This is a genomic window from Hymenobacter nivis, assembly GCF_006439025.1.
In the GTDB taxonomy this organism is placed as follows: domain Bacteria; phylum Bacteroidota; class Bacteroidia; order Cytophagales; family Hymenobacteraceae; genus Hymenobacter; species Hymenobacter nivis_A.
In genome coordinates, this window is record NZ_RCYZ01000003.1 from 140,123 (window position 1) to 160,231 (window position 20,109).

Annotated in this window: 20 protein-coding genes; 14 read left to right on the plus strand and 6 right to left on the minus strand. The window is 64.7% G+C overall.

Annotated features, from left to right (window positions below):
- Positions 1 to 6 precede the first annotated feature (6 nt).
- The 4 genes from EAH73_RS08445 to EAH73_RS08460 all read left to right on the plus strand — a co-directional run bounded on the left by EAH73_RS08445 (position 7) and on the right by EAH73_RS08460 (position 5,517).
- The gene (locus EAH73_RS08445) at positions 7 to 906 is read left to right on the plus strand and encodes a family 16 glycosylhydrolase (protein WP_140466059.1); all 900 of its coding nucleotides are present in this window, start codon (positions 7 to 9) and stop codon (positions 904 to 906) included.
- Positions 907 to 1,167: 261 nt separating this feature from the next.
- The gene (locus EAH73_RS08450) at positions 1,168 to 3,234 is read left to right on the plus strand and encodes a cellulase family glycosylhydrolase (protein ID WP_140466060.1); all 2,067 of its coding nucleotides are present in this window, start codon (positions 1,168 to 1,170) and stop codon (positions 3,232 to 3,234) included.
- Between the two features lie 102 nt (positions 3,235 to 3,336).
- Complete coding sequence (locus EAH73_RS08455; protein ID WP_140466061.1) at positions 3,337 to 4,389, plus strand: bile acid:sodium symporter family protein; 1,053 nt, start codon at positions 3,337 to 3,339, stop codon at positions 4,387 to 4,389.
- Between the two features lie 72 nt (positions 4,390 to 4,461).
- Positions 4,462 to 5,517, plus strand: coding sequence for an LLM class flavin-dependent oxidoreductase (locus EAH73_RS08460; RefSeq protein ID WP_140466062.1), 1,056 nt, complete (start codon positions 4,462 to 4,464; stop codon positions 5,515 to 5,517).
- Here EAH73_RS08460 and EAH73_RS08465 read toward each other — a convergent pair.
- Positions 5,405 to 6,271 carry a sulfite exporter TauE/SafE family protein gene (locus EAH73_RS08465; protein WP_140466063.1) on the minus strand — a complete coding sequence of 289 codons (867 nt, stop codon included), beginning with the start codon at positions 6,269 to 6,271 and terminating at the stop codon, positions 5,405 to 5,407. The genes EAH73_RS08460 and EAH73_RS08465 overlap by 113 nt on opposite strands.
- Before the next feature lie 195 nt (positions 6,272 to 6,466).
- Entirely contained in the window at positions 6,467 to 8,104 is a 1,638-nt protein-coding gene (gene dnaB / locus EAH73_RS08470; protein ID WP_205012982.1) for a replicative DNA helicase, read from the minus strand.
- Between the two features lie 203 nt (positions 8,105 to 8,307).
- On the opposite strand from dnaB, the gene EAH73_RS08475 reads away from it, so the two are divergent.
- Both EAH73_RS08475 and EAH73_RS08480 read left to right on the plus strand, forming a co-directional pair.
- Positions 8,308 to 9,714 carry a UDP-N-acetylmuramate--L-alanine ligase gene (locus EAH73_RS08475; RefSeq protein ID WP_140466064.1) on the plus strand — a complete coding sequence of 469 codons (1,407 nt, stop codon included), beginning with the start codon at positions 8,308 to 8,310 and terminating at the stop codon, positions 9,712 to 9,714.
- A 102-nt stretch (positions 9,715 to 9,816) separates the two neighbouring features.
- A complete protein-coding gene (locus EAH73_RS08480; RefSeq protein ID WP_140466065.1) occupies positions 9,817 to 10,581 on the plus strand; it encodes a hypothetical protein in 765 nt (254 codons plus the stop codon).
- A gap of 56 nt (positions 10,582 to 10,637) precedes the next feature.
- Here EAH73_RS08480 and EAH73_RS23875 read toward each other — a convergent pair whose 3' ends face one another.
- From EAH73_RS23875 to EAH73_RS08490, 3 genes are read right to left on the minus strand one after another with little or no spacing between them, the layout of a single operon-like run.
- Complete coding sequence (locus EAH73_RS23875) at positions 10,638 to 10,760, minus strand: hypothetical protein (RefSeq protein WP_262711077.1); 123 nt, start codon at positions 10,758 to 10,760, stop codon at positions 10,638 to 10,640.
- A 10-nt stretch (positions 10,761 to 10,770) separates the two neighbouring features.
- On the minus strand, positions 10,771 to 11,316 hold the full coding sequence (locus tag EAH73_RS08485) for a hypothetical protein (RefSeq protein ID WP_140466066.1): 546 nt from the start codon (positions 11,314 to 11,316) through the stop codon (positions 10,771 to 10,773).
- Positions 11,317 to 11,350: 34 nt separating this feature from the next.
- Positions 11,351 to 12,142, minus strand: coding sequence for a M48 family metallopeptidase (locus EAH73_RS08490; protein ID WP_140466067.1), 792 nt, complete (start codon positions 12,140 to 12,142; stop codon positions 11,351 to 11,353).
- Between the two features lie 169 nt (positions 12,143 to 12,311).
- Between EAH73_RS08490 and EAH73_RS08495 the strand changes: the two genes are divergently transcribed.
- The 5 genes from EAH73_RS08495 to EAH73_RS08515 all read left to right on the plus strand — a co-directional run bounded on the left by EAH73_RS08495 (position 12,312) and on the right by EAH73_RS08515 (position 17,620).
- Positions 12,312 to 12,926, plus strand: coding sequence for a fumarylacetoacetate hydrolase family protein (locus EAH73_RS08495; protein ID WP_140466068.1), 615 nt, complete (start codon positions 12,312 to 12,314; stop codon positions 12,924 to 12,926).
- Between the two features lie 70 nt (positions 12,927 to 12,996).
- Positions 12,997 to 15,033 (plus strand): M23 family metallopeptidase, encoded by a 2,037-nt coding sequence (locus EAH73_RS08500; protein ID WP_161599483.1) that lies wholly within the window; start codon positions 12,997 to 12,999, stop codon positions 15,031 to 15,033.
- A 26-nt stretch (positions 15,034 to 15,059) separates the two neighbouring features.
- Complete coding sequence (gene bcp, locus EAH73_RS08505; RefSeq protein WP_140466070.1) at positions 15,060 to 15,509, plus strand: thioredoxin-dependent thiol peroxidase; 450 nt, start codon at positions 15,060 to 15,062, stop codon at positions 15,507 to 15,509.
- 148 nt (positions 15,510 to 15,657) lie between these two features.
- Positions 15,658 to 17,070, plus strand: a complete 1,413-nt coding sequence (locus EAH73_RS08510; RefSeq protein WP_240047189.1) for a vWA domain-containing protein — start codon at positions 15,658 to 15,660, stop codon at positions 17,068 to 17,070.
- Between the two features lie 19 nt (positions 17,071 to 17,089).
- Positions 17,090 to 17,620, plus strand: coding sequence for a GldL-related protein (locus EAH73_RS08515; protein WP_140466072.1), 531 nt, complete (start codon positions 17,090 to 17,092; stop codon positions 17,618 to 17,620).
- Positions 17,621 to 17,658: 38 nt separating this feature from the next.
- On the opposite strand, the gene EAH73_RS08520 is transcribed toward EAH73_RS08515, so the two are convergent.
- On the minus strand, positions 17,659 to 18,255 hold the full coding sequence (locus EAH73_RS08520; protein WP_140466073.1) for a hypothetical protein: 597 nt from the start codon (positions 18,253 to 18,255) through the stop codon (positions 17,659 to 17,661).
- 160 nt (positions 18,256 to 18,415) lie between these two features.
- Between EAH73_RS08520 and EAH73_RS08525 the strand changes: the two genes are divergently transcribed.
- Genes EAH73_RS08525 through EAH73_RS08535 form a run of 3 tightly spaced genes read left to right on the plus strand, consistent with a single transcriptional unit; the run spans position 18,416 to position 20,015 of the window.
- Positions 18,416 to 18,961, plus strand: coding sequence for an RNA polymerase sigma factor (locus tag EAH73_RS08525; protein ID WP_140466074.1), 546 nt, complete (start codon positions 18,416 to 18,418; stop codon positions 18,959 to 18,961).
- 52 nt (positions 18,962 to 19,013) lie between these two features.
- Positions 19,014 to 19,490, plus strand: coding sequence for a hypothetical protein (locus EAH73_RS08530; protein WP_140466075.1), 477 nt, complete (start codon positions 19,014 to 19,016; stop codon positions 19,488 to 19,490).
- A 15-nt stretch (positions 19,491 to 19,505) separates the two neighbouring features.
- The gene (locus EAH73_RS08535) at positions 19,506 to 20,015 is read left to right on the plus strand and encodes a hypothetical protein (protein ID WP_140466076.1); all 510 of its coding nucleotides are present in this window, start codon (positions 19,506 to 19,508) and stop codon (positions 20,013 to 20,015) included.
- Positions 20,016 to 20,109: the final 94 nt, after the last annotated feature.

The window sequence follows — 20,109 nt, forward strand, 5'->3', positions numbered from 1 at the left end:
TAATTTATGAAAAACTTCCTTTCGCGCCGCCACTTGTTCCGGGCCAGCTTTGCGCTGGCCCTGGGCCTGGGGGCCTGCACCGAGAACAAGTCGGCCCCGGCCCCCACGCCGGTAACGCCCACGCCTGCTACGCCTGTAACGCCTACGCCGGCGGCCGCCAACGCTGAAGCCCGGGACTATGCCCAGTACACGGAGCTGATGTGGAGCGACGAGTTCGACGGCGCGGCCATAGACGCTACCAAGTGGGGCTACGACCTGGGCAGTAACAACGGCTGGGGCAACAACGAGCTGGAGTACTACACCAACTCGACCGAAAACGCGGCCCTGAGCGGGGGCAACCTCGTTATTCAAGCCAAGAAACAGTCCCAAGGGGGCCGCGAATACACGTCGGCCCGGATGCTGACCAAGGGCAAGCAGGATTTCAAGTTTGGGCGCGTGGACGTGCGGGCCAAGCTGCCCAAGGGCCAAGGCATCTGGCCAGCCATTTGGATGCTGGGCTCCGACATCGACCAGAACAACTGGCCGAAGTGCGGCGAGATTGACATCATGGAGCTGCGCGGCCAGGCCCCCAACAAGATTCTTTCGACCATGCATTACCCCGACGCCACCGGGGCCCACAAATACAAAGGCATTGAGCCGGTTACGCTGCCCAACAACGCCAGCTTCGCCGACGACTTCCACGTTTTCAGCGTGGTGCGCAGCCAAGACAAGATGCGGTTTTTCCTCGACGGCACGCTCTACTACACGTTCACGTCCAGCGACGCTTCCATCTACCCGTTCAACAACCCCTTCTTTCTGGTACTGAACGTGGCCGTGGGCGGCGATTTCCTGGGCAACCCCGATGCCACCACCGTGTTCCCCCAGCAAATGACGGTGGACTACGTGCGCTACTACCAATACAAGTAAGTCTTTTTGGCGGCGGTATAAAACGGGGTGGTCCGGCGACTTTTTTCGTCGTTGGGCCACTCTCACTGAAGAACAGGGCCCCTGTTCAACTATAAGCGTGGCCCGACGAAGCCCTTTGGGCAATTCGCCGGGCCACCCCGTTTTAGGCCACCGCCAGCCTTTTTTCTGCGCTGGCCCACCGCCTGCTGCTCCCGTTGCGGGCCAGCCGGGCGGTGGGCCTTGGCTTGCCACCCCCTTCCACTTCTTCCACCTTTCTGCCCCATGCGCCGCTTCCTTTCGCTTTCTTCTGTGCCCGCGCCGCTAGTGGCTTTGCGGGGCACCCTGCGCCTGCTGGCGCTGCTATTGGTTTTGCTGGGCTGCCCCACTTCGGCTTTTGCGCAGAGCTTTTTGCACGCCACGGGGCCCAAAATTTTGAATGCCAACAACCAGGAAGTGCTGCTGAACGGCGTGAACCTGGGCGGCTGGGCTTTGCAGGAAGGCTACATCGTGAAGCCCACCTGGGCGGGCATCAACGGCAAGCAAACCCAGGGCACGGTGAAGCAAACGCTCTACAACGCCGGCATGACCGACGCCGCTGTGGAAACGTTTTACCAAGGCTACCGCGATAACTTCATCACCAAGCCCGACATCGACTACTTGGCCGCCCGGGGCTTCAACTGCGTGCGCCTGCCGCTGCACTACGACCTGTTTCTGACGCCGGCCCAGCGGGCGGTGCGCAACAACGTGATGCGCGGCACCACTACGTACGAATCGTACGTCAGCGCCCTCACCGGCTGGTACAACGGCAACCAGCTGTTTGCCGACCCGGCCAACCTGGAAGCTTTCCGGCTGATTGACAACACCCTGGCCTGGTGCGCGGCCAACGGCATGTACGTCATCCTCGACCTGCACGCCGCGCCCGGCTCGCAGGGCACCGACGTGAACATTGCCGACGCCCTCCAGCCCCTGGACTTGTGGAACCGGGCCATTTACCGCGACATGACCGTGCGGCTGTGGGAGGCCGTGGCGGCGCGCTACAAGAACGACGCCCGCGTGGCCATGTACGACCTGCTGAACGAGCCCAACAACGTGCCCAGCAACCCGCCCATCCACGACCTGTTGCAGCGCCTCATCACCGCCGTGCGGGCCCAGGGCGACAACCACCTGCTGCTGATCGAGGGCAACGGCTACGGCAACGACTTCAACTACCTGGAGCCCTTCACCTTCGCCAACGCGCCCAACCTGGTCTACAACTCGCACCGCTACAGCGCCGCGGGCTACCTGATGGACAACAACGTGAGCTCGACGGAGGGGGGGCCCAACAGCCTGCGCTTCATCGGCAACCTTCAGAATTTCCGCGCCCGGTACAGCGTGCCCATTTGGGTGGGCGAAACCGGCGAAAACACCGCTGGCTGGATGCACGAGGCCGCCACCAGCCTCAACTCGGTGGGCATCGGCTGGTGCCACTGGACGTACAAGCGCTTCGATACGGGCCCCAACGCGGCCCTCTCGCGCATCACCCCGCCCTTTATTGTGGACGGCCCCGGCGGCCTGGCGCAGGTGCTGGAAAACATCAAGTTTGCCAACTGCGTCCCCAATCCCAGCGTGGTGAACGCCCTGGCCCCCAACCAGAACGGCATTGTGAACTACCCCGCCGGCGGTAACTACAACGGCACCACCGGGGCGGCGCCCCCCGTGGGCAGCACCGTGTGGCTGCGCGGAGCCAATGGCAAGTACGCATCCGGCGAGAACGGGGCCCAGCCCATGACCTGCGCCCGGGCCGCCTACGGGGCCTGGGAGGTATTTTTGGTGGCCGCCGCCAGCGGCTCCAAGGTAACCCTGCAAAACCAGGGCAAGTACGTGTCGTCGGAGAACGGCACGGGGCCCATGACCTGCGGCCGGCCCTCCATTTCGGGTGGGGAAGTGTTTGAGTGGCTGGGCAATGCCGACGGCACCGTTTCGCTGCGCGGCACCAATGGCAAGTACGTATCGAGCGGCGACGGCACCCAACCCATGACCTGCGCCAGCGCCACCATCACCAGCACGGAGGTGTTCGGCTTCGGCTTGGTGCCGGCAGGCACGGTGCTGGCTGGCCGGGCCGCCGGCGCGGCCGCCGCGGGCTTCTACCCCAACCCGGTGGCTGGCCGCCTCACGTACCAGTTGCCCGCCGGCGGCCAGGCCCACCGCCTCACCGTGCTCGACGCCGCCGGCCGCCAGGTATTCAGCCGCGCCTACGACAACACCGGGGCCCAAAATACCGTCGACCTCTCGGGGCTGAAGAGCGGGTTTTACCTGGTCCACCTCACGGGCGCGGCCCTGGATACCAGCTTCAAAATCAGCAAGCAATAGCCGCGCCCCGGCCAATCCGCTGGCCGGGCTGCCCGGGGGCCCAACGCGGGGGCCCATCGGCTGGGCCCCTAGTTCGGGCCGGCAGGCCGTATTTTGCCCGCTATGGCTGATTCTTCCGCACCTGCCCCCACCCGCCTGGGGGCCCTGCTGGCCCGGGCCGGGCTCGACTGGTTTTTGCTGGCCCTGGCGGCCGTGGTGGCCCTGGCCTACGCATGGCCCACGCTGGGCAGCCCGGCCAGCCCCGTGCCGTGGAAGCTGGTGACGACCACGGGCGTGGCGTTGGTATTTTTCTTCTACGGCCTGAAGCTGAGCTTTGCCCAACTGCGGGCCGGGCTGCGCAACTGGCGGCTGCACACGCTGGTGCAGCTGGCCACGTTCGGCCTGTTTCCGGTGCTGGCGCTGCTGGTGCGGCCCCTGTTCGGCGGGGGCCCCAGCGACCTGCTCTGGCCGAGCCTGTTCTTTCTGTGCGCGCTGCCCAGCACGGTTTCCACGTCGGTGGTGATGGTGAGCATTGCGGGCGGCAACCTACCGGCGGCCATCTTCAACGCCAGCGTTTCCAGCCTGTTGGGCATCGTGCTCACGCCGCTGCTCACCAGCCTGGTGCTGCGCACCGGCACCGATGCCCAGCACCTGGGGGGCCTGGCCACGCAGCTGCTCTGGCAGGTGGTGCTGCCGGTGGGGGCGGGCATTGCCCTCAACAGCCGCCTGGGGCCCCTGGCCGACCGGCACCGCACGGCCCTGCGCATATTCGACCAGGTGACCATCCTGCTCATCGTGTTCACGGCTTTTTCCGACTCGTTTGCCGAAGGGATTTTCCGTAGCTACCAGCCGGCCAGCGTGCTGGCGCTGGGGGCGGGCCTGGCGGGGCTGTACCTGCTGGTATTCGGCCTGGTGTGGGGCTTGGGCCGGGCGCTGCGCTTCTCGCGGGCCGACAAGATTGTGGCGGTGTTCTGCGGCTCCAAGAAGTCGCTCGTGCACGGCAGCGTAATGGCCAGCCTGCTGTTTCCGGCCGCCGCCACGGGGCTCATCCTGCTCCCGCTCATGCTCTACCACTCGGTGCAGATTGTGCTGGCCAGCAGCATGGCGCAGTGGCTGGGCCGCCAGCCACCCGAGGCGGCGGTGGCCGAAACCAGGGCCCCCGCGGCGGGCCGCTAGCGCCGGGGCCCTACCCCCGCGAACCGGAAGCGCTGGCTGTTGGTTCTAAAAAGATACCTCAGCCCCACCGCCATGCCCACGCCCCTCCGCCTCAGCGTCCTCGACCAATCGCCCATTCGCCCCGGCGCTACTGCCCGCCAGGCCCTGCTCGAAACCACTGAGCTGGCCCAACTGGCCGACCGCCTCGGCTACACCCGCTTCTGGGTGAGCGAGCACCACAACACTGGCACGCTGGCCGGCTCGGCCCCCGAGGTGCTGCTGGCCCACCTTGGCAACCACACCGACCGCATCCGCCTGGGCTCGGGCGGCGTGATGCTGCCCCACTATTCGGCCCTGAAAGTGGCGGAAAACTTCCGCCTGCTCGAGGCCCTGTTCCCGGGCCGCATCGACCTGGGCATTGGGAGGGCCCCGGGGGCCGACCGCCTCACAGCCCACGCCCTGAACCCGCACAACACGTTCAGCGACCAGGACTTTGCCGAGCAGTTGATGGACTTGCAGGCTTACCTGCGCGACGACAAGGTGCCCGATACCATCCACGAGCGAGTGATGGCCATTCCGCAGTCGGCCACCCAGCCGGCGCTGTGGCTGCTGAGTTCCAGCGGGCAAAGCGGCCTGTTTGCGGCGCACGTGGGCGCAGCCTTCACGTTTGCCCAGTTCATCAATCCCAACGGGGGGCCCCAGGCGGTGCGCACCTACCGCGAGCGGTTCCGCCCCTCGGCCGAGCTGGGGGCCCCAGCGGCCAACCTGGCCGTATTCACCATTTGCGCCGACACCGAGGAAAAGGCCCGGGAGCTGCGCGCCTCCATGGACTTGCAGCTGCTGCGCTTCAACAAAGGTGAGCGCCTCACCTTTCCCACCGCCGCCGACGTGCGCGCTTACCAGTTCACGGTGGAAGACGAGTTCCAAATGGCGCAGAGCCGCGGCCGCGTGGTGAGCGGCACGCCCGCGCAGGTGAAGGCCGAGTTTGAGCGCCTGGCCGAAGCCTATGGCATCGACGAAATCATCGCCGTCACCATCACGGCTGAGTTTGAGGACCGGCTGCGCTCGTACGAGCTGCTGGCGGAGGCGTTTGCGCTGCCGGCGGCGGCGCCGTTGGCGCTGGCTGAAATGTCTCCCAGCCTAGCTTGAGGATGAACGTGCTGACGATGACCAGGAACAGCACCCGCACGAAGCCCGTACCGCGCCGCAACGCCACCTGAATGCCCAGCGTGGCCCCCAGCACGTTGCACACCGCCATCGGCAGTGCCACCTGGTAGATGACCTGCTTCGTGTACACGAAGTAGGCCAGCCCGGTCACGTTGGTGGCCATGTTCACGAACTTGGCCGAGGCCGAAGCCGTCAGGAAATCGTAGCCGAACAGGCCCACGAAGGCAAACAGCAGCAAGCTGCCCGTGCCAGGCCCAAAAAACCCGTCGTAAAACCCGATGGCCGCGCCCAGCACCACGCCCACCAGCACCTCGCGGCGGCCGTGCAGGCGCGGCGCGTGCGTGCTCCCGAAGTCCTTGCGCCAGAGCGTGTAGGCGGCCATCAGCACCAGCAGGGCCAGCACCAGCGGCCGCACGGCTTCCTTGTGCAGCCCGCTCACGGCCCGGGCCCCCAGCAGCGCAAAGCCACCCGCCACCAGCGCCGTGACGGCCACCGTGCGCCAGCGCAACGGCACCGCTGTGGGGCCCGTGAGGTAGCGGCGCAAGGCTGCGGTGGTGCCCGCCAGGCTGGCCACTTTGCCGGTGCCCAGCAGCGTGGGCACCGGCACGCCGGGCAGCAGCAGCAGCAGCGCCGGCAGCTGAATCAGTCCCCCGCCGCCCACAATGGCGTCAATAAAGCCGGCCAGGAACGTAAAAAAGCACAGCAGGGCGATGGTCGCTACCGAAATTGTTTCCATGAATTCTAAACTCAGTACCTAACCAGTCAAGCGCACAAAGGCGTGGCCATAGCGCGCCATAAAAACGGTCATGCCGAACGAGGTGAAGCATCTCTCCCGCGCCGGCAAATAATTACTGCCGCGGGAGGAATGCTTCACTTCGTTCAGCACGACCGTTTTTAGTATCACAAACAACCTGTGGGCCAGCCGATTATTCTAGAAAGGCGGCTCCTCGTACTTGTTCAGGTTGCCTTTGGGAAATGGCACTGGCGACTCGTTGATTTTCGAGCCCAGCCGGATGGTATTGGGCGCGAAGCTGTTGCCGCTGGGCTCGTCGTCGAAGTTGCTGGCCGGCAGGCCCTGGGGCTGGTAGCCGCCCGCATCGCCGAAGCCCCCGCCGAAACCGCCACCATTTTCGCTGTCGAGGTCGGCAAACTTGGTGAAGCGGCCGATGAATTTGAGTTGCACGGTTTCGAGCGAGCCGTTGCGGTGCTTGGCGATGATGACCTCGCCCATGCCCTGCGTGGGGTTGCCCTCGGCGTCCTGGTCGAGGCCGTAGTACTCGGGGCGGTAGAGGAAGATTACCATGTCGGCGTCCTGCTCAATTGAGCCCGATTCGCGCAAGTCGCTCAGCTGCGGCTTCTTGTCGCCGCCCCGGGTTTCCACCGAGCGCGAGAGCTGCGACAGGGCCAGCACGGGCACGTTCAGCTCCTTGGCGATACCCTTCAGGGCCCGCGAAATGCTGGCAATTTCCTGCTCACGGTTGCCGCCGCGGCCGTCGGTGTTGCCGCTCATCAGCTGCAAGTAGTCCACGATGATGAGCTGCACGTCCTTCTGCGAGCGCAGGCGGCGGCACTTGGTGCGCAGCTCGCGGATGCTCAGGGCCGGCGTATCGTCGATGTAAATTGGGGCCGCCGAAAGATCGGTGATCTTGTGGTTAAGCTGCTGCCACTCGTGGTCGGCCAGCGTGCCCTTCTTGATCTTGTCCGAATCCAACTCCGCCTCCGCCGAAATCAGACGATTGACCAGCTGGAGCGACGACATTTCCAGCGAGAAAATGGCCACCGGCCGCTTAAACTCCACCGCCGCGTTGCGCATGGCCGACACCACGAAGGCGGTTTTGCCCATGCCTGGCCGCGCCGCAATGATCACTAGGTCAGAGGGTTGCCAGCCGCTGGTTACGCGGTCAAGGGCGGTGAAGCCGGAGGGTACGCCGGTGAGGCCGTCCTTCTGGTTCTTCTTCTCTTCCAGCTCTTTGATGGCCTTGCCCATCAGGCTGCGCATGTCGTCGAAGTTCTTGCGAATGTTCGATTCCGACACCTCGAACAGGGCCTGCTCGGTTTGGTCGAGCAGGGCGAATACGTCGGTGGTGTCTTCGAAGGCGTCGCGCTGGATTTCGCTGGAAATGCGAATCAGCTCGCGCTTGATGGCGGCCTCCGTGATGATGCGGGCGTGAAACTCGACGTTGGCCGCCGAGTTCACCTTCATCGTGAGGCCGGCCACGTAAAACGCACCGCCGCAAGCCTCTAGCTCGCCCAGCTCGCGCAGCTCGTGCACCACGGTGAGCTGGTCGATGGGCTCCGACTTATCAAACAGGCTGATGATGGCCTTGAAAATACGCTGGTGCGAATCCTTGTAGAAGCTTTCGGGGCGCAGGATGTCGATGACCGAGGTGAGGGCGTCTTTCTCCAGCATCAGGGCCCCCAGCACGGCCACCTCCAGCTCCAGGGCCTGGGGCGGCAGCTTGCCGGCGGCGCTGGCCTGGAACGGCTGCCCGCTGGTACCACGCCCTGCCCAAGCGGCTTTGGCGCGGGCAGCGGATTGCTTGACGCGGTCGTCCATTTCGTCTGGCATTTGATAATGAAGTAATTGTAAATAAACGCCAGGGAATTGGCAAAAACTACGGCGGGCCCGAATAACAAAGCTAACCCCGGATGGATGGAAATCGGCGCATAAAATCATGACAAACCGGGGCCCCGGGCCCGGTTTGGCGGGTAGTTTTTGTACTTTCGCGGCCCCAAGCCGGGCCCGGGGCCCGGCTCGCTCTTTTCCTTCGCATGACCGATTTGACTTCTTCCGATTCTGCGCCGCGGCGCGTGCACCTCATCGCCGTGGGCGGCAGCATCATGCACAACTTGGCGCTGGCCCTGCACCGCCAGGGGGCCCACGTGACGGGTACCGACGACGAGATTTTTGAGCCCGCCCGGGGCCGCCTGGCCGCCGCTGGCCTGCTGCCCTCGCAGGAGGGCTGGGACCCGGCCCGCATCACCCCCGAGCTCGACGCCGTAATTGTGGGCATGCACGCCCGCCCCGACAACCCGGAGTTGCTGCGGGCCCAGGAGCTGGGCCTGAAGGTCTATTCCTTCCCCGAGTACATCTACGAGGCCAGCCGCGACAAGCAGCGCGTGGTCATCGGCGGCTCGCACGGCAAAACCAGCATCACGGCCTGCATCCTGCACGTGCTGCGCTTCTACGGCCGCAAGTTCGACTACGCGGTGGGGGCCCAACTGGCGGGCTTCGACCTGATGGTACAGTTGACGGACGACGCGCCGGTCATCATCATCGAGGGTGACGAATACCTGTCGTCGCCGGTCGATAGGCGGCCCAAGTTCCACCTCTACCAACACCACATCGGCGTGATTTCGGGCATCAGCTGGGACCACATCAACGTGTTTCCGACCGAGGAAATTTACCGCGAGCAGTTCCGCATCTTCGCCGACATGACGCCCAAGTCGGGCGTGCTGATTTACGACCAGGACGACGAGCAGACCCAGCTCATCGCCGTGCCCACCAACCCCAGCGTGACCTACATCGGCTACGGGCCCCACGAGAGCGTGGTGCGCGACGGCCAGACGTTTTTGCTAACCAAGAAGGACGAGGAGGTGCCGATTCAGGTGTTTGGCGAGCACAACTTGCGCAACATTTCGGCGGCGCGCGAGGTGTGCAAGCAGCTGGGCATCAAGGGCAAGGATTTTTACCGGGCGGTGGCGTCGTTCCCCGGGGCAGCGCGGCGGCTGGAGCTACTGGCCCGCGGGGCCACCTCGGTGGTGTACAAAGATTTTGCCCACGCGCCCAGCAAGCTGCGCGCCACGGCGGGGGCCCTCAAGCAGCAGTTTCCGCAGCGGCGGCTGGTTGCCTGTTTGGAGCTGCACACCTTCAGCTCGCTCAACCCCGATTTCCTGCCCCAGTACGCGCACTGCTTCGACGCGCCCGACGTGGCGGTGGTGTACTTCAACCCCCACGTGCTGGAGCACAAGCGTTTGCCGCCGCTGCCGCCCGAGGCTGTGGCCGCTGCCTTCCAGCGCCCCGACCTGCGCGTCATCACCGACAGCCACAAGCTGGCCGAGTTTCTCCACGCCCAGCACTGGGACGATACGAACCTGCTGCTCATGTCGTCGGGCACGTTCGACGGGCTGGACCTAGCCGTGCTGGCGGCCAAGGTGGTGGGGCTGGAAGCGCGGTAGCCGGGGGCCCCGGGGGGCCCGGCATGGCCAGGCAAAAAACGGCTACCTTTAGCGGGGCCCCAGCACCGGGGCCCCACTCCCCCCCTTTTCCCAGCCCCGCTTATGCGTTTCGTTTCCTCGTTTTTGCGTTTGTCGGCCGCTGCGGCCGGGGGCGCGCTGCTGCTGGGCTGCTCGGCCAACGGCACTGCTAACGCCAACGCCGACCCCAAGGCCACGGCCGTGGCCGACCGCGTAATGACCGCCATGGGCGGGGCCGATGCTTGGAAAAACACCCGCTTCCTGGCTTGGGATTTTTTTGGTGGCCAGTACCAGATTTGGGACAAGCAGACCGGCGATTTCCACTGGGAAAAGGATACGCTGGTGGCCAACTACAACCTGAACACCAAGCAGGGCCACGTGTACAGCCGTGGCCGCGATATTTCGGCCTCGCCGGCCGGCCAGCAGGTGCTCGAAACACTCACGCCCACCTGGATTAACAACTCCTACTGGCTGGTGATGCCCTTTAAGCTGAACGACCCGGGCGTGAACCTCACCTACAAAGGCGAGGGCAAAACGATGGACGGGGCCCCTGCCGACGTGCTGGGCATGACCTTTAACAAGGTGGGCGTGACGCCCGACAACCGCTACGAAGTGCTGGTGAACCGCGCCACCGGCCTCGTGGACGAATGGGCGTACTTCCCCAAGGCCACCGACGCGCAGCCCGCCTTTCGCCGCCACTGGAACGAGTACGCCCGCCACGGCCAGCTGCTGCTGGCTTCCGGCCGCAGCGAGGCCGACAAGCCCGCCCAGCTGGACCACATCGCCGCGGCCCAGACCGTGCCCGAAGGCGTGATGACCAGCCAAATGCCCGTTACCAAAATCCAGTAGCCACGGCGGCTACCCGCGGCACGGCCGCGGGCAATTGGTACGCAAAAAAAGCCCGCCTATTCGGCGGGCTTTTTGGTGGGCGGGGGCCCCGGCTTGGGGGCCCGGCGCTTGTCGGTGGTGAGCAGCACGGCCAGGGCCGTGAGGGCGGCGCGGAGCAGCCATTTTTGGGCCGGCTTCATATGGCAGTAGCTATTTGGGGAAGAGCGTGTTGCCGGGCAAGCGGCGCAGGTCGCAGCGGCCGCCGCCGGGGTTGCCTTCGCAGAGCGTGCCGATGATGCGGTCACCTTCGAAGTTGAAGAAGCACGACGAGCAACCCACCCCGGTGATGACGTAGCGGTTGGCCGTGGGGCTGAGAAACACCGTGTTGTCGCCACCGCCGAGCAGCGGCAGGGCCATGGCCCGGAACATGCCGTTGCGCAGGCCCAGGGCCACGAGGTAGTACACCACGGGCTCGTTGGGTTCGGGGGGTGCTTTGTGCACCATCACCCGGTCAATCACGGTGCCGTCGCCAAACTCGCGGATAAAGGCCGTGGCCAGCTCCGACTGCGACACCTTGAAGTCGATTTTCTCGCCCCCCGTTTGCGCGATTTGCTTGTTGGGGACGGTGGGTTTGGTGTTGTACTCGGGCATGGTCAGCTCGTTGGTGCTGCGGCGCGAGGTTTCGCAGGCCCCCAGCAGCAAGCTTACCAAAAGGGTGAGCAGGCCCAGGCCTACCAAACGGGGAAGAATCGACATAGCGTAAGATGCGGAGGTTAAGCGAGGCAACGGGTTAGCGGGGTTTGTAGTATTTCTGGGCCTCGGGCAATAGGCGCTCAATGTCGGCGATGCGGGTGGCATCGGCGGGGTGGTCGGAGAGGAACTCGGGGGTGCTGCTCTGATTTTGGGCGGCCATGCGCTGCCAGAACGGCAGGGCCCCCTTGGGGTCGTAGCCCGCCATCGCCATAAAGATCAGGCCCAGGTGGTCGGCCTCGCTCTCCTGGGTGCGGCTGAACTTGAGCATGCCCACCTGGCTGCCCACGCCCACGGCCTGCATAAACAGGCTTTTGGTGGCAGTGGGGTTTTGCGAGAGGGCCGTGCTCAGGGCTGTGCTCAGGCCCTGGGCCACGAGCTGGTCGCTCATGCGCTCGGCGCCGTGGCGGGCCACGGCGTGCGAAATTTCGTGGCCCAGCACTACGGCCAGTCCGTTTTCGTCGCGCGTGAGGGGCAAGATGCCGGTGTACACCACCACTTTGCCGCCGGGCATGCACCAGGCGTTCACTTCTTTGTTATCCACCAAATTGAACTCCCACTGGTAGCCATCAAGCTGGCCCTGCATGTTGTTTTGGGCCACGTACTGCTCCACAGCGTGCTGGATGCGTTCGCCCACGCGCTTCACCATGGCCGCCTCGGCGCTGTTGTTGGAGAGCTTGTTTTCGGTAATGAACGTGCGGTACTGCGTGGTGGCCAGCGAGTTCATCTCGCTACCGCTCACCAGGCTGAGCTGGCGGCGGCCGGTGATGGGCACCGTGGCGCACGAGGCCAGCAACACGAGGCCGGCGAGGAGAGTTGTTTTGCGAAGCATAGAAGGAATAGTTTAGGAAAGGTAGAACAGGGGCCCCGGGGCCGGGCGCTTTTTAGACCAAAGCCCGGCTGGGGACCCTCAACATACGCAAACCAGCCGGCCAAGTGTTCGGCGGGGGCCGCCGGGGGCCGTAGTTTTGGGCTTTCGCCACTCCCTGCCCGCGTTTGTTATGAAAATTATCTGCATCGGCCGCAACTACGCCGACCACATCGCCGAGCTGCAAAACGAAACGCCGTCCGCGCCCGTCATCTTCCTCAAGCCCGAAACTGCGCTGGTGCAGCGCGGCCAGCCGTTCTTCTACCCCGATTTCTCGACCGACGTCCACTACGAGTTGGAGTTGGTGCTGCGCATCTGCAAAAACGGCCGGCACATCGACGCGGCCTTCGCCCACACCTACTTCGACGCCATCGGCCTGGGCATCGACTTTACGGCCCGCGACTTGCAGAGCGAGCTGAAAAAGAAGGGCTTGCCCTGGGAGCTGGCCAAGGCCTTCGACGGCTCGGCGCCCATCTCCCCCACCTTCCGGCCGGTGGCCGAATTCGCGGATTTGGCCAACATCAACTTCCACTTAGAAGTGAACGGCGACACCCGCCAGACTGGCAACTCCAGCCTGATGCTGCACCCGTTCGCCCAGATTATCAGCTTCGTCTCGCGCTACATCACCCTCAAGCAGGGCGATTTGCTCTTCACCGGCACGCCGGCCGGCGTGGGCCCCGTGCAAGTGGGCGACCAGCTAGTGGGGTACCTGGAGGGCGAAAAGCTGCTGGAAGTGGCGGTGAAGTAGGGGCAAAACCGGGCGGGCGGCGATGAGCCGGCCGCCCGGGCCAAATATTAAAAGTATAAACAAGTTGGTTTTGAGGGTATTGCAGATTACGAAGATGGCCTGCCGGCGGTGGCGGGCCTGGGGGCTGGTGGTGGTGGGGGCCCTGGGCCTCGGGGCCCTGGCCCTGCCCGCCGGCGGGCAGGAAGCCGACACGGCCGACGAGCGCCGGGCCGCCCGGCCGCAGCCCGCGGGGGGCCGGCCGGTGGTGGCCCCGGGCTACTTTTTGTTTCCCATCGCCCCGGGCACCCAAAGCTTTTTGGCGGGCAGCATGGGCGAGCTGCGGCCCAACCACTTCCACGGCGGCCTCGACATCAAGACGGCCGGCGGGGTGAACCGGCCGGTGTACGCGGCGGCCGACGGCTACGTGTCGCGGCTCAAGCAGTCGTCGTTTGGCTACGGCAACGTGCTCTATATCACCCACCCCAACGGGCTAACGACGGTGTACGGCCACCTCAACGAGTTCCGGGGCCCCGTGGCGGCCGAGCTGCTGCGCCGCCAGTACGAGCGGCAGTCCTACGAAACGGAGCTATTTTTTGCCAAGGACCAGTACCCCGTGCGGCGCGGCGAGGTGGTGGCCCTCTCGGGCAACACCGGCGGCTCGGCGGGGCCCCACCTGCACTGGGAAGTGCGCGACGCCCAGGACCGCCAGTACAACCCCTTGCAGTGGGGCGGCTTCAGCGAACTGCAAGACCACGTGGCCCCCACCCTGCAGGCCTTTGCCGTGGAGCCGCTGGGCATTGAGGCGCGCGTGGCCAACCGCTACGACAAGAAGGTGTTTGTGCCCCGCGTGCAGCCCGGCCCGGGCGTGGCCACCACCTGGCCCGATACCATCAACTGCTTCGGCACCATTGGGTTGCTGGTGCAGGGCTTCGACCGCTTCGACGGGGCGTGGAACAAGAACGGCATCCAGCGGGTGGCGGTGCAGGTGAACGGCCAGCCCTACTACCAGCACAACATCGACGCCGTACCCTTCCCCGTGGGCACCCGGCAGGTGGCCAACTTTGTCGATTTCCAGTACCAGCACACCCTGGGCCGCCTGCTGCAAAAGCTGTGGGTGGACGAGGGCAACGACCTGGCCCTGTACACTGCCCCGGGGCCCCAGCGTGGCCGCCTGAACGTGGAAGCCGGCCAAGTGTACACTGTGGACGTGGTGCTGGCCGACTCCTATAACAACCAGACGCCCTTGCACTTCGTGCTGCGCGGCCAGGCCCCGGCCTACTTCAAAACCCGCGCCGCCGCTGTGAAGCGCCCGGCCCTACGTTACGAAATCGACCGCAACCTGCTGAAGGCCGTGGCCGCCGACCCCGACACGGCGGCCGTGGGCGGCAACCTGGTGATTTACAAAGGCAACCGCCAGCTCGAAGTGCGGCCCAGCTACACCGTGGCCAGCGAGAACGTGTACCTCTACGACCTGCGCGCCGGCCTGCCCGACTCGCTGCAATTCCGGGGCGTGACCAAGGTATTCGACCGCCAGGCGATGATTCCGGTGGGCAAGGAAATGAGCTACTCCACGGCCCACGTCAACTTGCAGTTTGGGCCCCAGACGCTGTTCACGAACCTGTACCTCGGCACCAATTTCCGGCCCGAGGCCACCGGCAGCGGCTTCTGGACGGTGGGCAACCCCATCGCGCCGCTCTACTATCCGCTGCGCCTCACGCTGAAGCCCGCCGCCCCGCCCGCCGATTTGCGCCGCTCGGCCATTTACTCGGCCACGCTGAAGGGCGGCCGCGCCTACGTGGGCGGCCAGTGGGACGAGCAAGGCCAGATTTCGGCCATCGTGAAGCAGTTTGCCTCCTACCGCATCCTCACCGACGAGAAGGCCCCCACCGGCAGCCTGGTGGGCCGGCCGGGCGGCCAGGTGCTGTTCCGCGTCGGCGACGACCTCTCGGGCCTGGCCAGCTACAAGCTGCTGGTGGGCGGGCAGTTCCGGCTGCTGCGCTACGAATACAAAAACGCCACGCTGTTCAGCGTGCCCACCGACACGCTGGGGCCCCGGCTGCGCGGCCCCGCCGAGCTGCACCTCACCGACCAAGCCGGCAACGAGCGGGTGATTCCGCTGAATTTGTAACTTACGACTTTCCCATCCTTACCGCCATGTCCCTCGCCCCCGGCCAGCCCGCCCCCGATTTCTCCGCCCTCGACCAAGACGGCAACACCGTTTCGCTCGTCGCTTTGCGCGGCCAGCGCGTGGCGCTGTACTTCTACCCCAAGGACGATACGCCCGGCTGCACCGCCCAGGCCTGCAACCTGCGCGACCACCAGGAAGAACTCAACACCCACAACATCAAGGTTATCGGCGTGAGCATCGACGGCGAAACGGCCCACAAGAAATTCGCCCTTAAGTACGACCTACCCTTCCCGCTGCTGGTGGACGCCGACAAAAAAATCGTGGAAGCCTACGGCGTGTGGCAGGAAAAGAAGAACTACGGCAAAACCTACATGGGCACCGTCCGCACCACGTTTTTGATTGACGCTGAAGGCATTATCGAAAAGGTCATCAAGAAAGTAGACACCCAGGACCACGCCGCGCAGCTGCTGGCGTAGGGCTTGGCCACATGGGGCCCCTGGGTTCCCGCGCTGACGCGGTTTGCCCGGGGCCCCTGCTCGCGGACCCGCCGCCCCCGCGCTACATTCGCGCCGCCCGCAGCGTTGCAGTTTCCCGCGGCTCGCCCCGATGTCACATAAGAGCCCATTGCTTTTTATTCGCAGAACCAGCGCGTTAGGGGCCCTGTGGCTGGGCGCACTGCTGGCGCTGGGCCCGGGGGCCCGGGCCCAAAACGCGCCGCCCGAGAAACCTAAAACCACCCGCATCCTCTTCCTACTCGACGCCTCGGGCTCGATGATGGCTCCGTGGGAAGGCCAGCCGCGCTGGGAGGTGGCCAAGCGCATGCTGGGCAAGATGGCCGACTCGCTGAACGCCTACCCCAACCTGGAGCTCGGCCTGCGCGTGTACGGCCACCAGTTCCCAAATAGCGCCAAAAACTGCGAGGATTCGCGCCTCGAAGTGCCGTTTGCGCCGCGCAACGCCGCGGCCATCAAGGCCAAGCTCACCACGCTTAAGGCCCAGGGCAACACGCCCATCACGTATTCGCTGCGGCAGTCGGCGGGCGATTTTCCGGCCGACAAAACGGCGCGCAACGTGCTGCTGCTCATCACCGATGGCCTGGAGTCGTGCAACGCCGACCCGTGCGCCGCCTCGCTCGACTTGCAGCGCAAGCGCGTGTTCCTCAAACCGTTCGTGATTGGCATCGGGGCCGAAAAGGAGTTTGGCAAACAACTCGAATGCCTGGGCCAGTACTACAACGCGGCCGAGGTGAAGACCTTCCGCACGGTGATGAACGACGTGATTGCCCAAACGCTGGCCAAAACCACCGTGGCCGTGAACCTGACCGACGCCGACGGCCGCCCGGTGGAAAGCAACGTCAACCTCACGTTCGTCAACAACGTGACTGGCCAGCCCGAGTACAACTACGTGCACTACCGCGACGCCCAGGGCCGCGCCGACGTGCTGGCCATCGACGCCCTGCAGAGCTACGACCTGGTAATCAACACGGTGCCGGCCGTGCGCCAGGCCAACGTGCCCATCCGGGCGGGCAAGGCCAACGTGCTGACCTTCAAAACGCCGCAGGGCACGCTGTTTTTGCAGCCGCCACAGCTCACGCCTAGCCCCTACGGTGCGGTGCAGGCCGTGGTGCGGGCTGCCGGGGCCCCCGGCACCGCCGTGGCCCTGCCCTTCGGCGCCCGCCAGAAGCTGCTGGCCGGCGCCTACGACGTAGAGCTGCTGACGCTGCCGCGCCTGGTGCGCCGCGTCAGCATCCGCCAGGGCCAGGAGGTGGCCGTGACCTACCCGGCCCCCGGCACGCTCAACATAACCGCCGATTTGAAGGGCTACGGCTCCATTTACCAACTCAACAACGACGAGTCGCAAACCTGGATCTACAACCTGCCCGACGGCGGTAGCAGCAAGCTCAACCTGCCCCTGCAGCCGGGGGCCTACCGCCTGGTGTTCCGCACCAAAACTGCGCTGGGCAGCAAGTTCACCGATGTGCGCAACTTCACCATCCGCTCGGGGCAGACGACGTCGGTGGGCATTTTTGGAAAGTAACCTACTGCACAACAACTCCTTGGAAAAGCAACTGAACGCCGTTGAAAAGATCGCCTGGCCCGCGGCGCTGCTGGGCCTAGCGGCTAAGTGGGCCCTGGTGCCCGCCGGCAGCTACTTGCTAATTCTGGGGCTGGGGGCCCTGGCGGCGGTGTATCTTATGCGCTCGTACTTGCTCGCCGCTCCCGCTGCGGGCCCATCTACTACCGCCGCATTTATGGACGACTACTTGCGCAAAGTGACGGGCATCAGTGCGGCGGTCACGCTAGTGGGCACCTTGTTCAAGCTGATGAATTGGAACAGCGGCAACACCATGCTCGTGGTGGGCGTGGCCACCATGGCTTTAGTGGTAGTACTATCCGCGTTCAGGCAACGCCTAAGCCTGTTTACCATGGCCATTGCGGCGGCCGGGGGCCTGGCGCTGTACGTTCCCTCCGAAACCCTGATCCGGCAGTTCCATCGCAACGACCCAGCCCTGGTGGAAAAACTGGTGTACCAGCTGCACCACCCACGCGACCGCGCCGCCGCGGGAGCCGTGCAACGACATCAGTAGGGCCCCAGGTGAGGAAGATCAGGGCACTTGGCTTGCCTTCACCCGATGGCCGTCAACAACAGCTTTTTTTCTACCCCCACGGGGGCCCCGTTTGCACCGGCCATAATTTCAAAGCCCATCTTTTTATAGAAAGCCTGTAGGCGGTCAAAGTGTCCCAAATCAACCGAGCTGATTGCGCCGTGTATCGTTTCAACGGCTTCCTTTTTTGCTAGGATAAGTAAATAATTCACCGCCAATTCGCCGTGGCCTTTGCTGGCACCGCCTTGAATATCTTGTATGTAAAGCGAGGCATTCGGTTCTTTTTTGGCCCACAGCACCAGTTGGCGGTTTGCGCTACAAGTTGGCGCCACGAGGTCGAAGATTTCTATTTCTACTTGCCCGCTGCCATCAAAGGCACCAACTACTGACAGCACTTCAACGCCCTTGGCGGTTCGCTCCACCACGCAACACGCGTTCGGCTTAACCCTGTGGCTTAGTAAATATTCTATTCGTTTTTGCTTGGCTTCCAATGCTGCTATTTTCTGTCCAAGGCTTATATTTTCCTCCCTTGCTTGGTAAAGCTGCTGCCGCAGCGTAGCCTTCTCACTCTCATTTTTTCGGCGCTCTTTTTGGAAGAGAAAACTGAATACGCTCATGGGCGGGGGAATTTGTTTGGCGCGGCGCAGGTCCGGGCGAGAAGCGGCGGTTTTGGAGTTGAAGCAAGCACAATTTAGCACTGTTGACGGCGGACGTTAAACTTGCTCAGTGCGGCGGCGTCCAACCGCCACTTTCCCGCTCACCCCCCGGCCTCCCCGTTTGGAAGACCACGAAATCCTCCGCCTGTTCCACGACCCCGCCAGCCGCAACCTGGCATTTAATCAGCTGGTGCGCAAGTACCAGCGGAAGGTGTATTGGCACGTGCGCAAGATGGTGGTGGACCACGCCGACGCCGACGACCTCACCCAGGACGTGTTCGTGAAGGTGTGGAAGCACCTCGAAAACTTCCGCCAAGACGCTCAGCTTTTCACCTGGATTTACCGCATCGCCACCAACGAGTGCCTAAGTTTTTTGGGCAGCAAGCGCCGCCGGTTCCTGCTGCCGCTGAACGACGTGGGCGCCGAACTGGCCGAAAAACTAGAGGCCGACCCGGCCCTGGCCGGCGACGAAATCGAGCTGACCTTGCAAAAAGCCATCCTGCAACTTCCTGACAAGCAGCGCCTGGTGTTCAACCTGCGCTACTACGACGAGATGCCCTACGAGCAGATGGCCGAGGTGACCGGCACCAGCGTGGGGGCCCTAAAAGCGAGCTACCACCACGCCGTGAAAAAAGTAGAAGACTACGTGACCCGCGCCAGTCAGTAAGATTTTTTCAGGACCGGGTTAAACGATGCCGAACCCCATTCATCCAACTGCCATGAAAACTGCCTTTAAGCTGGATGCGCACCCCCGGCGGCCCCTGCCGCCGCTGAGCGCGCCGCCGGCGCACTACTTCGACCAGCTGCCCACCCGCGTGATGGACCGCCGCCCGGCCCTGCCCCGGGCCCTGGCGGGCGGCGCGGCCTGGTGGGCCCTGCTGCCCGGGGCCCTGCGCACAGGCCTGGCCTCGGTGGCGGTGTTGGGCGGGTTCGCGGGCTCGTTTTGGCTGAGCGGCTTGGGCAGCCCGGGGGCCCCCGCGGTGAGCGCCCGTGCCGCTACGGCCGCCCTTGATGCGGTGCCGCAAACCGAGCTGGTGGCCTACCTGCTGCGCCCCGGCGCTAATCTTGACGCCACCGATCTGGCCCCCCTGGTGGCGGCCCGCCCCGGCATGGCCGAAACCTTCTTGCAGCCCTCGCCCGCCGAACTTACCGAAGCCCTGGATGCGCAAGCCGCCGAGGACGCCCACTACCTGTAGCCTTTTGCTTTGCCGATGAACCCGTTTGCCGCCTTTTTTTCCATCATTGCCGCCCCGCGCCGACTGGCCTTGGCGGGGGCCCTGTTGCTGGCCGCTGGTGGCCACGCCCAGGCCCAGGGGCCCCGCCAGCAGCTGCGCGCTGCCCGGGCCGAGCGCCTGAGCCAGCTCGACAATGCCCGCATTGCCTTCTTCACCAGCCGGTTGTCCTTGACGCAGGACCAGGCCCAGCGCTTCTGGCCGGTGTACAACGAGTTTATTACGCGCCGCCGGGCGCTGAACCGCGCCAGCCGGTCCCTCAAGCGCGAGCAAATCGAGGGCCTCACCGACCAGCAAATCCGCGAGAACCTGACCCAGACCTACGCCACCCGCCAGCAGGAGCTGAACCTGGAAAAGGAATACTTCGACAAGTTCCAGAAGGTGCTCTCGCTGCGGCAGGTGGCCCAGCTGCTGGCCGCCGAGCGCGACTTCACTAAGGAGGTCATCAAGCGGGTAGCGGGGACCCCGGCGATGGGCGCCCCGGAATAAATCCGCCGTCTTGGATTAGAATGCTCCTTTTGCGGGGCTGCTGCGCCCCCGCAGCGGCCCCTTTATTTTTGCCAAATAATCGAAACGGGCCGGC

Coding starts and splice junctions, on each gene's coding strand:
- EAH73_RS08445 (WP_140466059.1), top strand. CDS start 7: ATGAAAAACTTCCTTTCGCGCCGCCACTTGTTCCGGGCCAGCTTTGCG.
- EAH73_RS08450 (WP_140466060.1), top strand. CDS start 1,168: ATGCGCCGCTTCCTTTCGCTTTCTTCTGTGCCCGCGCCGCTAGTGGCT.
- EAH73_RS08455 (WP_140466061.1), top strand. CDS start 3,337: ATGGCTGATTCTTCCGCACCTGCCCCCACCCGCCTGGGGGCCCTGCTG.
- EAH73_RS08460 (WP_140466062.1), top strand. CDS start 4,462: ATGCCCACGCCCCTCCGCCTCAGCGTCCTCGACCAATCGCCCATTCGC.
- EAH73_RS08465 (WP_140466063.1), bottom strand. CDS start 6,271: ATGGAAACAATTTCGGTAGCGACCATCGCCCTGCTGTGCTTTTTTACG.
- dnaB (WP_205012982.1), bottom strand. CDS start 8,104: ATGCCAGACGAAATGGACGACCGCGTCAAGCAATCCGCTGCCCGCGCC.
- EAH73_RS08475 (WP_140466064.1), top strand. CDS start 8,308: ATGACCGATTTGACTTCTTCCGATTCTGCGCCGCGGCGCGTGCACCTC.
- EAH73_RS08480 (WP_140466065.1), top strand. CDS start 9,817: ATGCGTTTCGTTTCCTCGTTTTTGCGTTTGTCGGCCGCTGCGGCCGGG.
- EAH73_RS23875 (WP_262711077.1), bottom strand. CDS start 10,760: ATGAAGCCGGCCCAAAAATGGCTGCTCCGCGCCGCCCTCACGGCCCTG.
- EAH73_RS08485 (WP_140466066.1), bottom strand. CDS start 11,316: ATGTCGATTCTTCCCCGTTTGGTAGGCCTGGGCCTGCTCACCCTTTTG.
- EAH73_RS08490 (WP_140466067.1), bottom strand. CDS start 12,142: ATGCTTCGCAAAACAACTCTCCTCGCCGGCCTCGTGTTGCTGGCCTCG.
- EAH73_RS08495 (WP_140466068.1), top strand. CDS start 12,312: ATGAAAATTATCTGCATCGGCCGCAACTACGCCGACCACATCGCCGAG.
- bcp (WP_140466070.1), top strand. CDS start 15,060: ATGTCCCTCGCCCCCGGCCAGCCCGCCCCCGATTTCTCCGCCCTCGAC.
- EAH73_RS08520 (WP_140466073.1), bottom strand. CDS start 18,255: ATGAGCGTATTCAGTTTTCTCTTCCAAAAAGAGCGCCGAAAAAATGAG.
- EAH73_RS08530 (WP_140466075.1), top strand. CDS start 19,014: ATGAAAACTGCCTTTAAGCTGGATGCGCACCCCCGGCGGCCCCTGCCG.
- EAH73_RS08535 (WP_140466076.1), top strand. CDS start 19,506: ATGAACCCGTTTGCCGCCTTTTTTTCCATCATTGCCGCCCCGCGCCGA.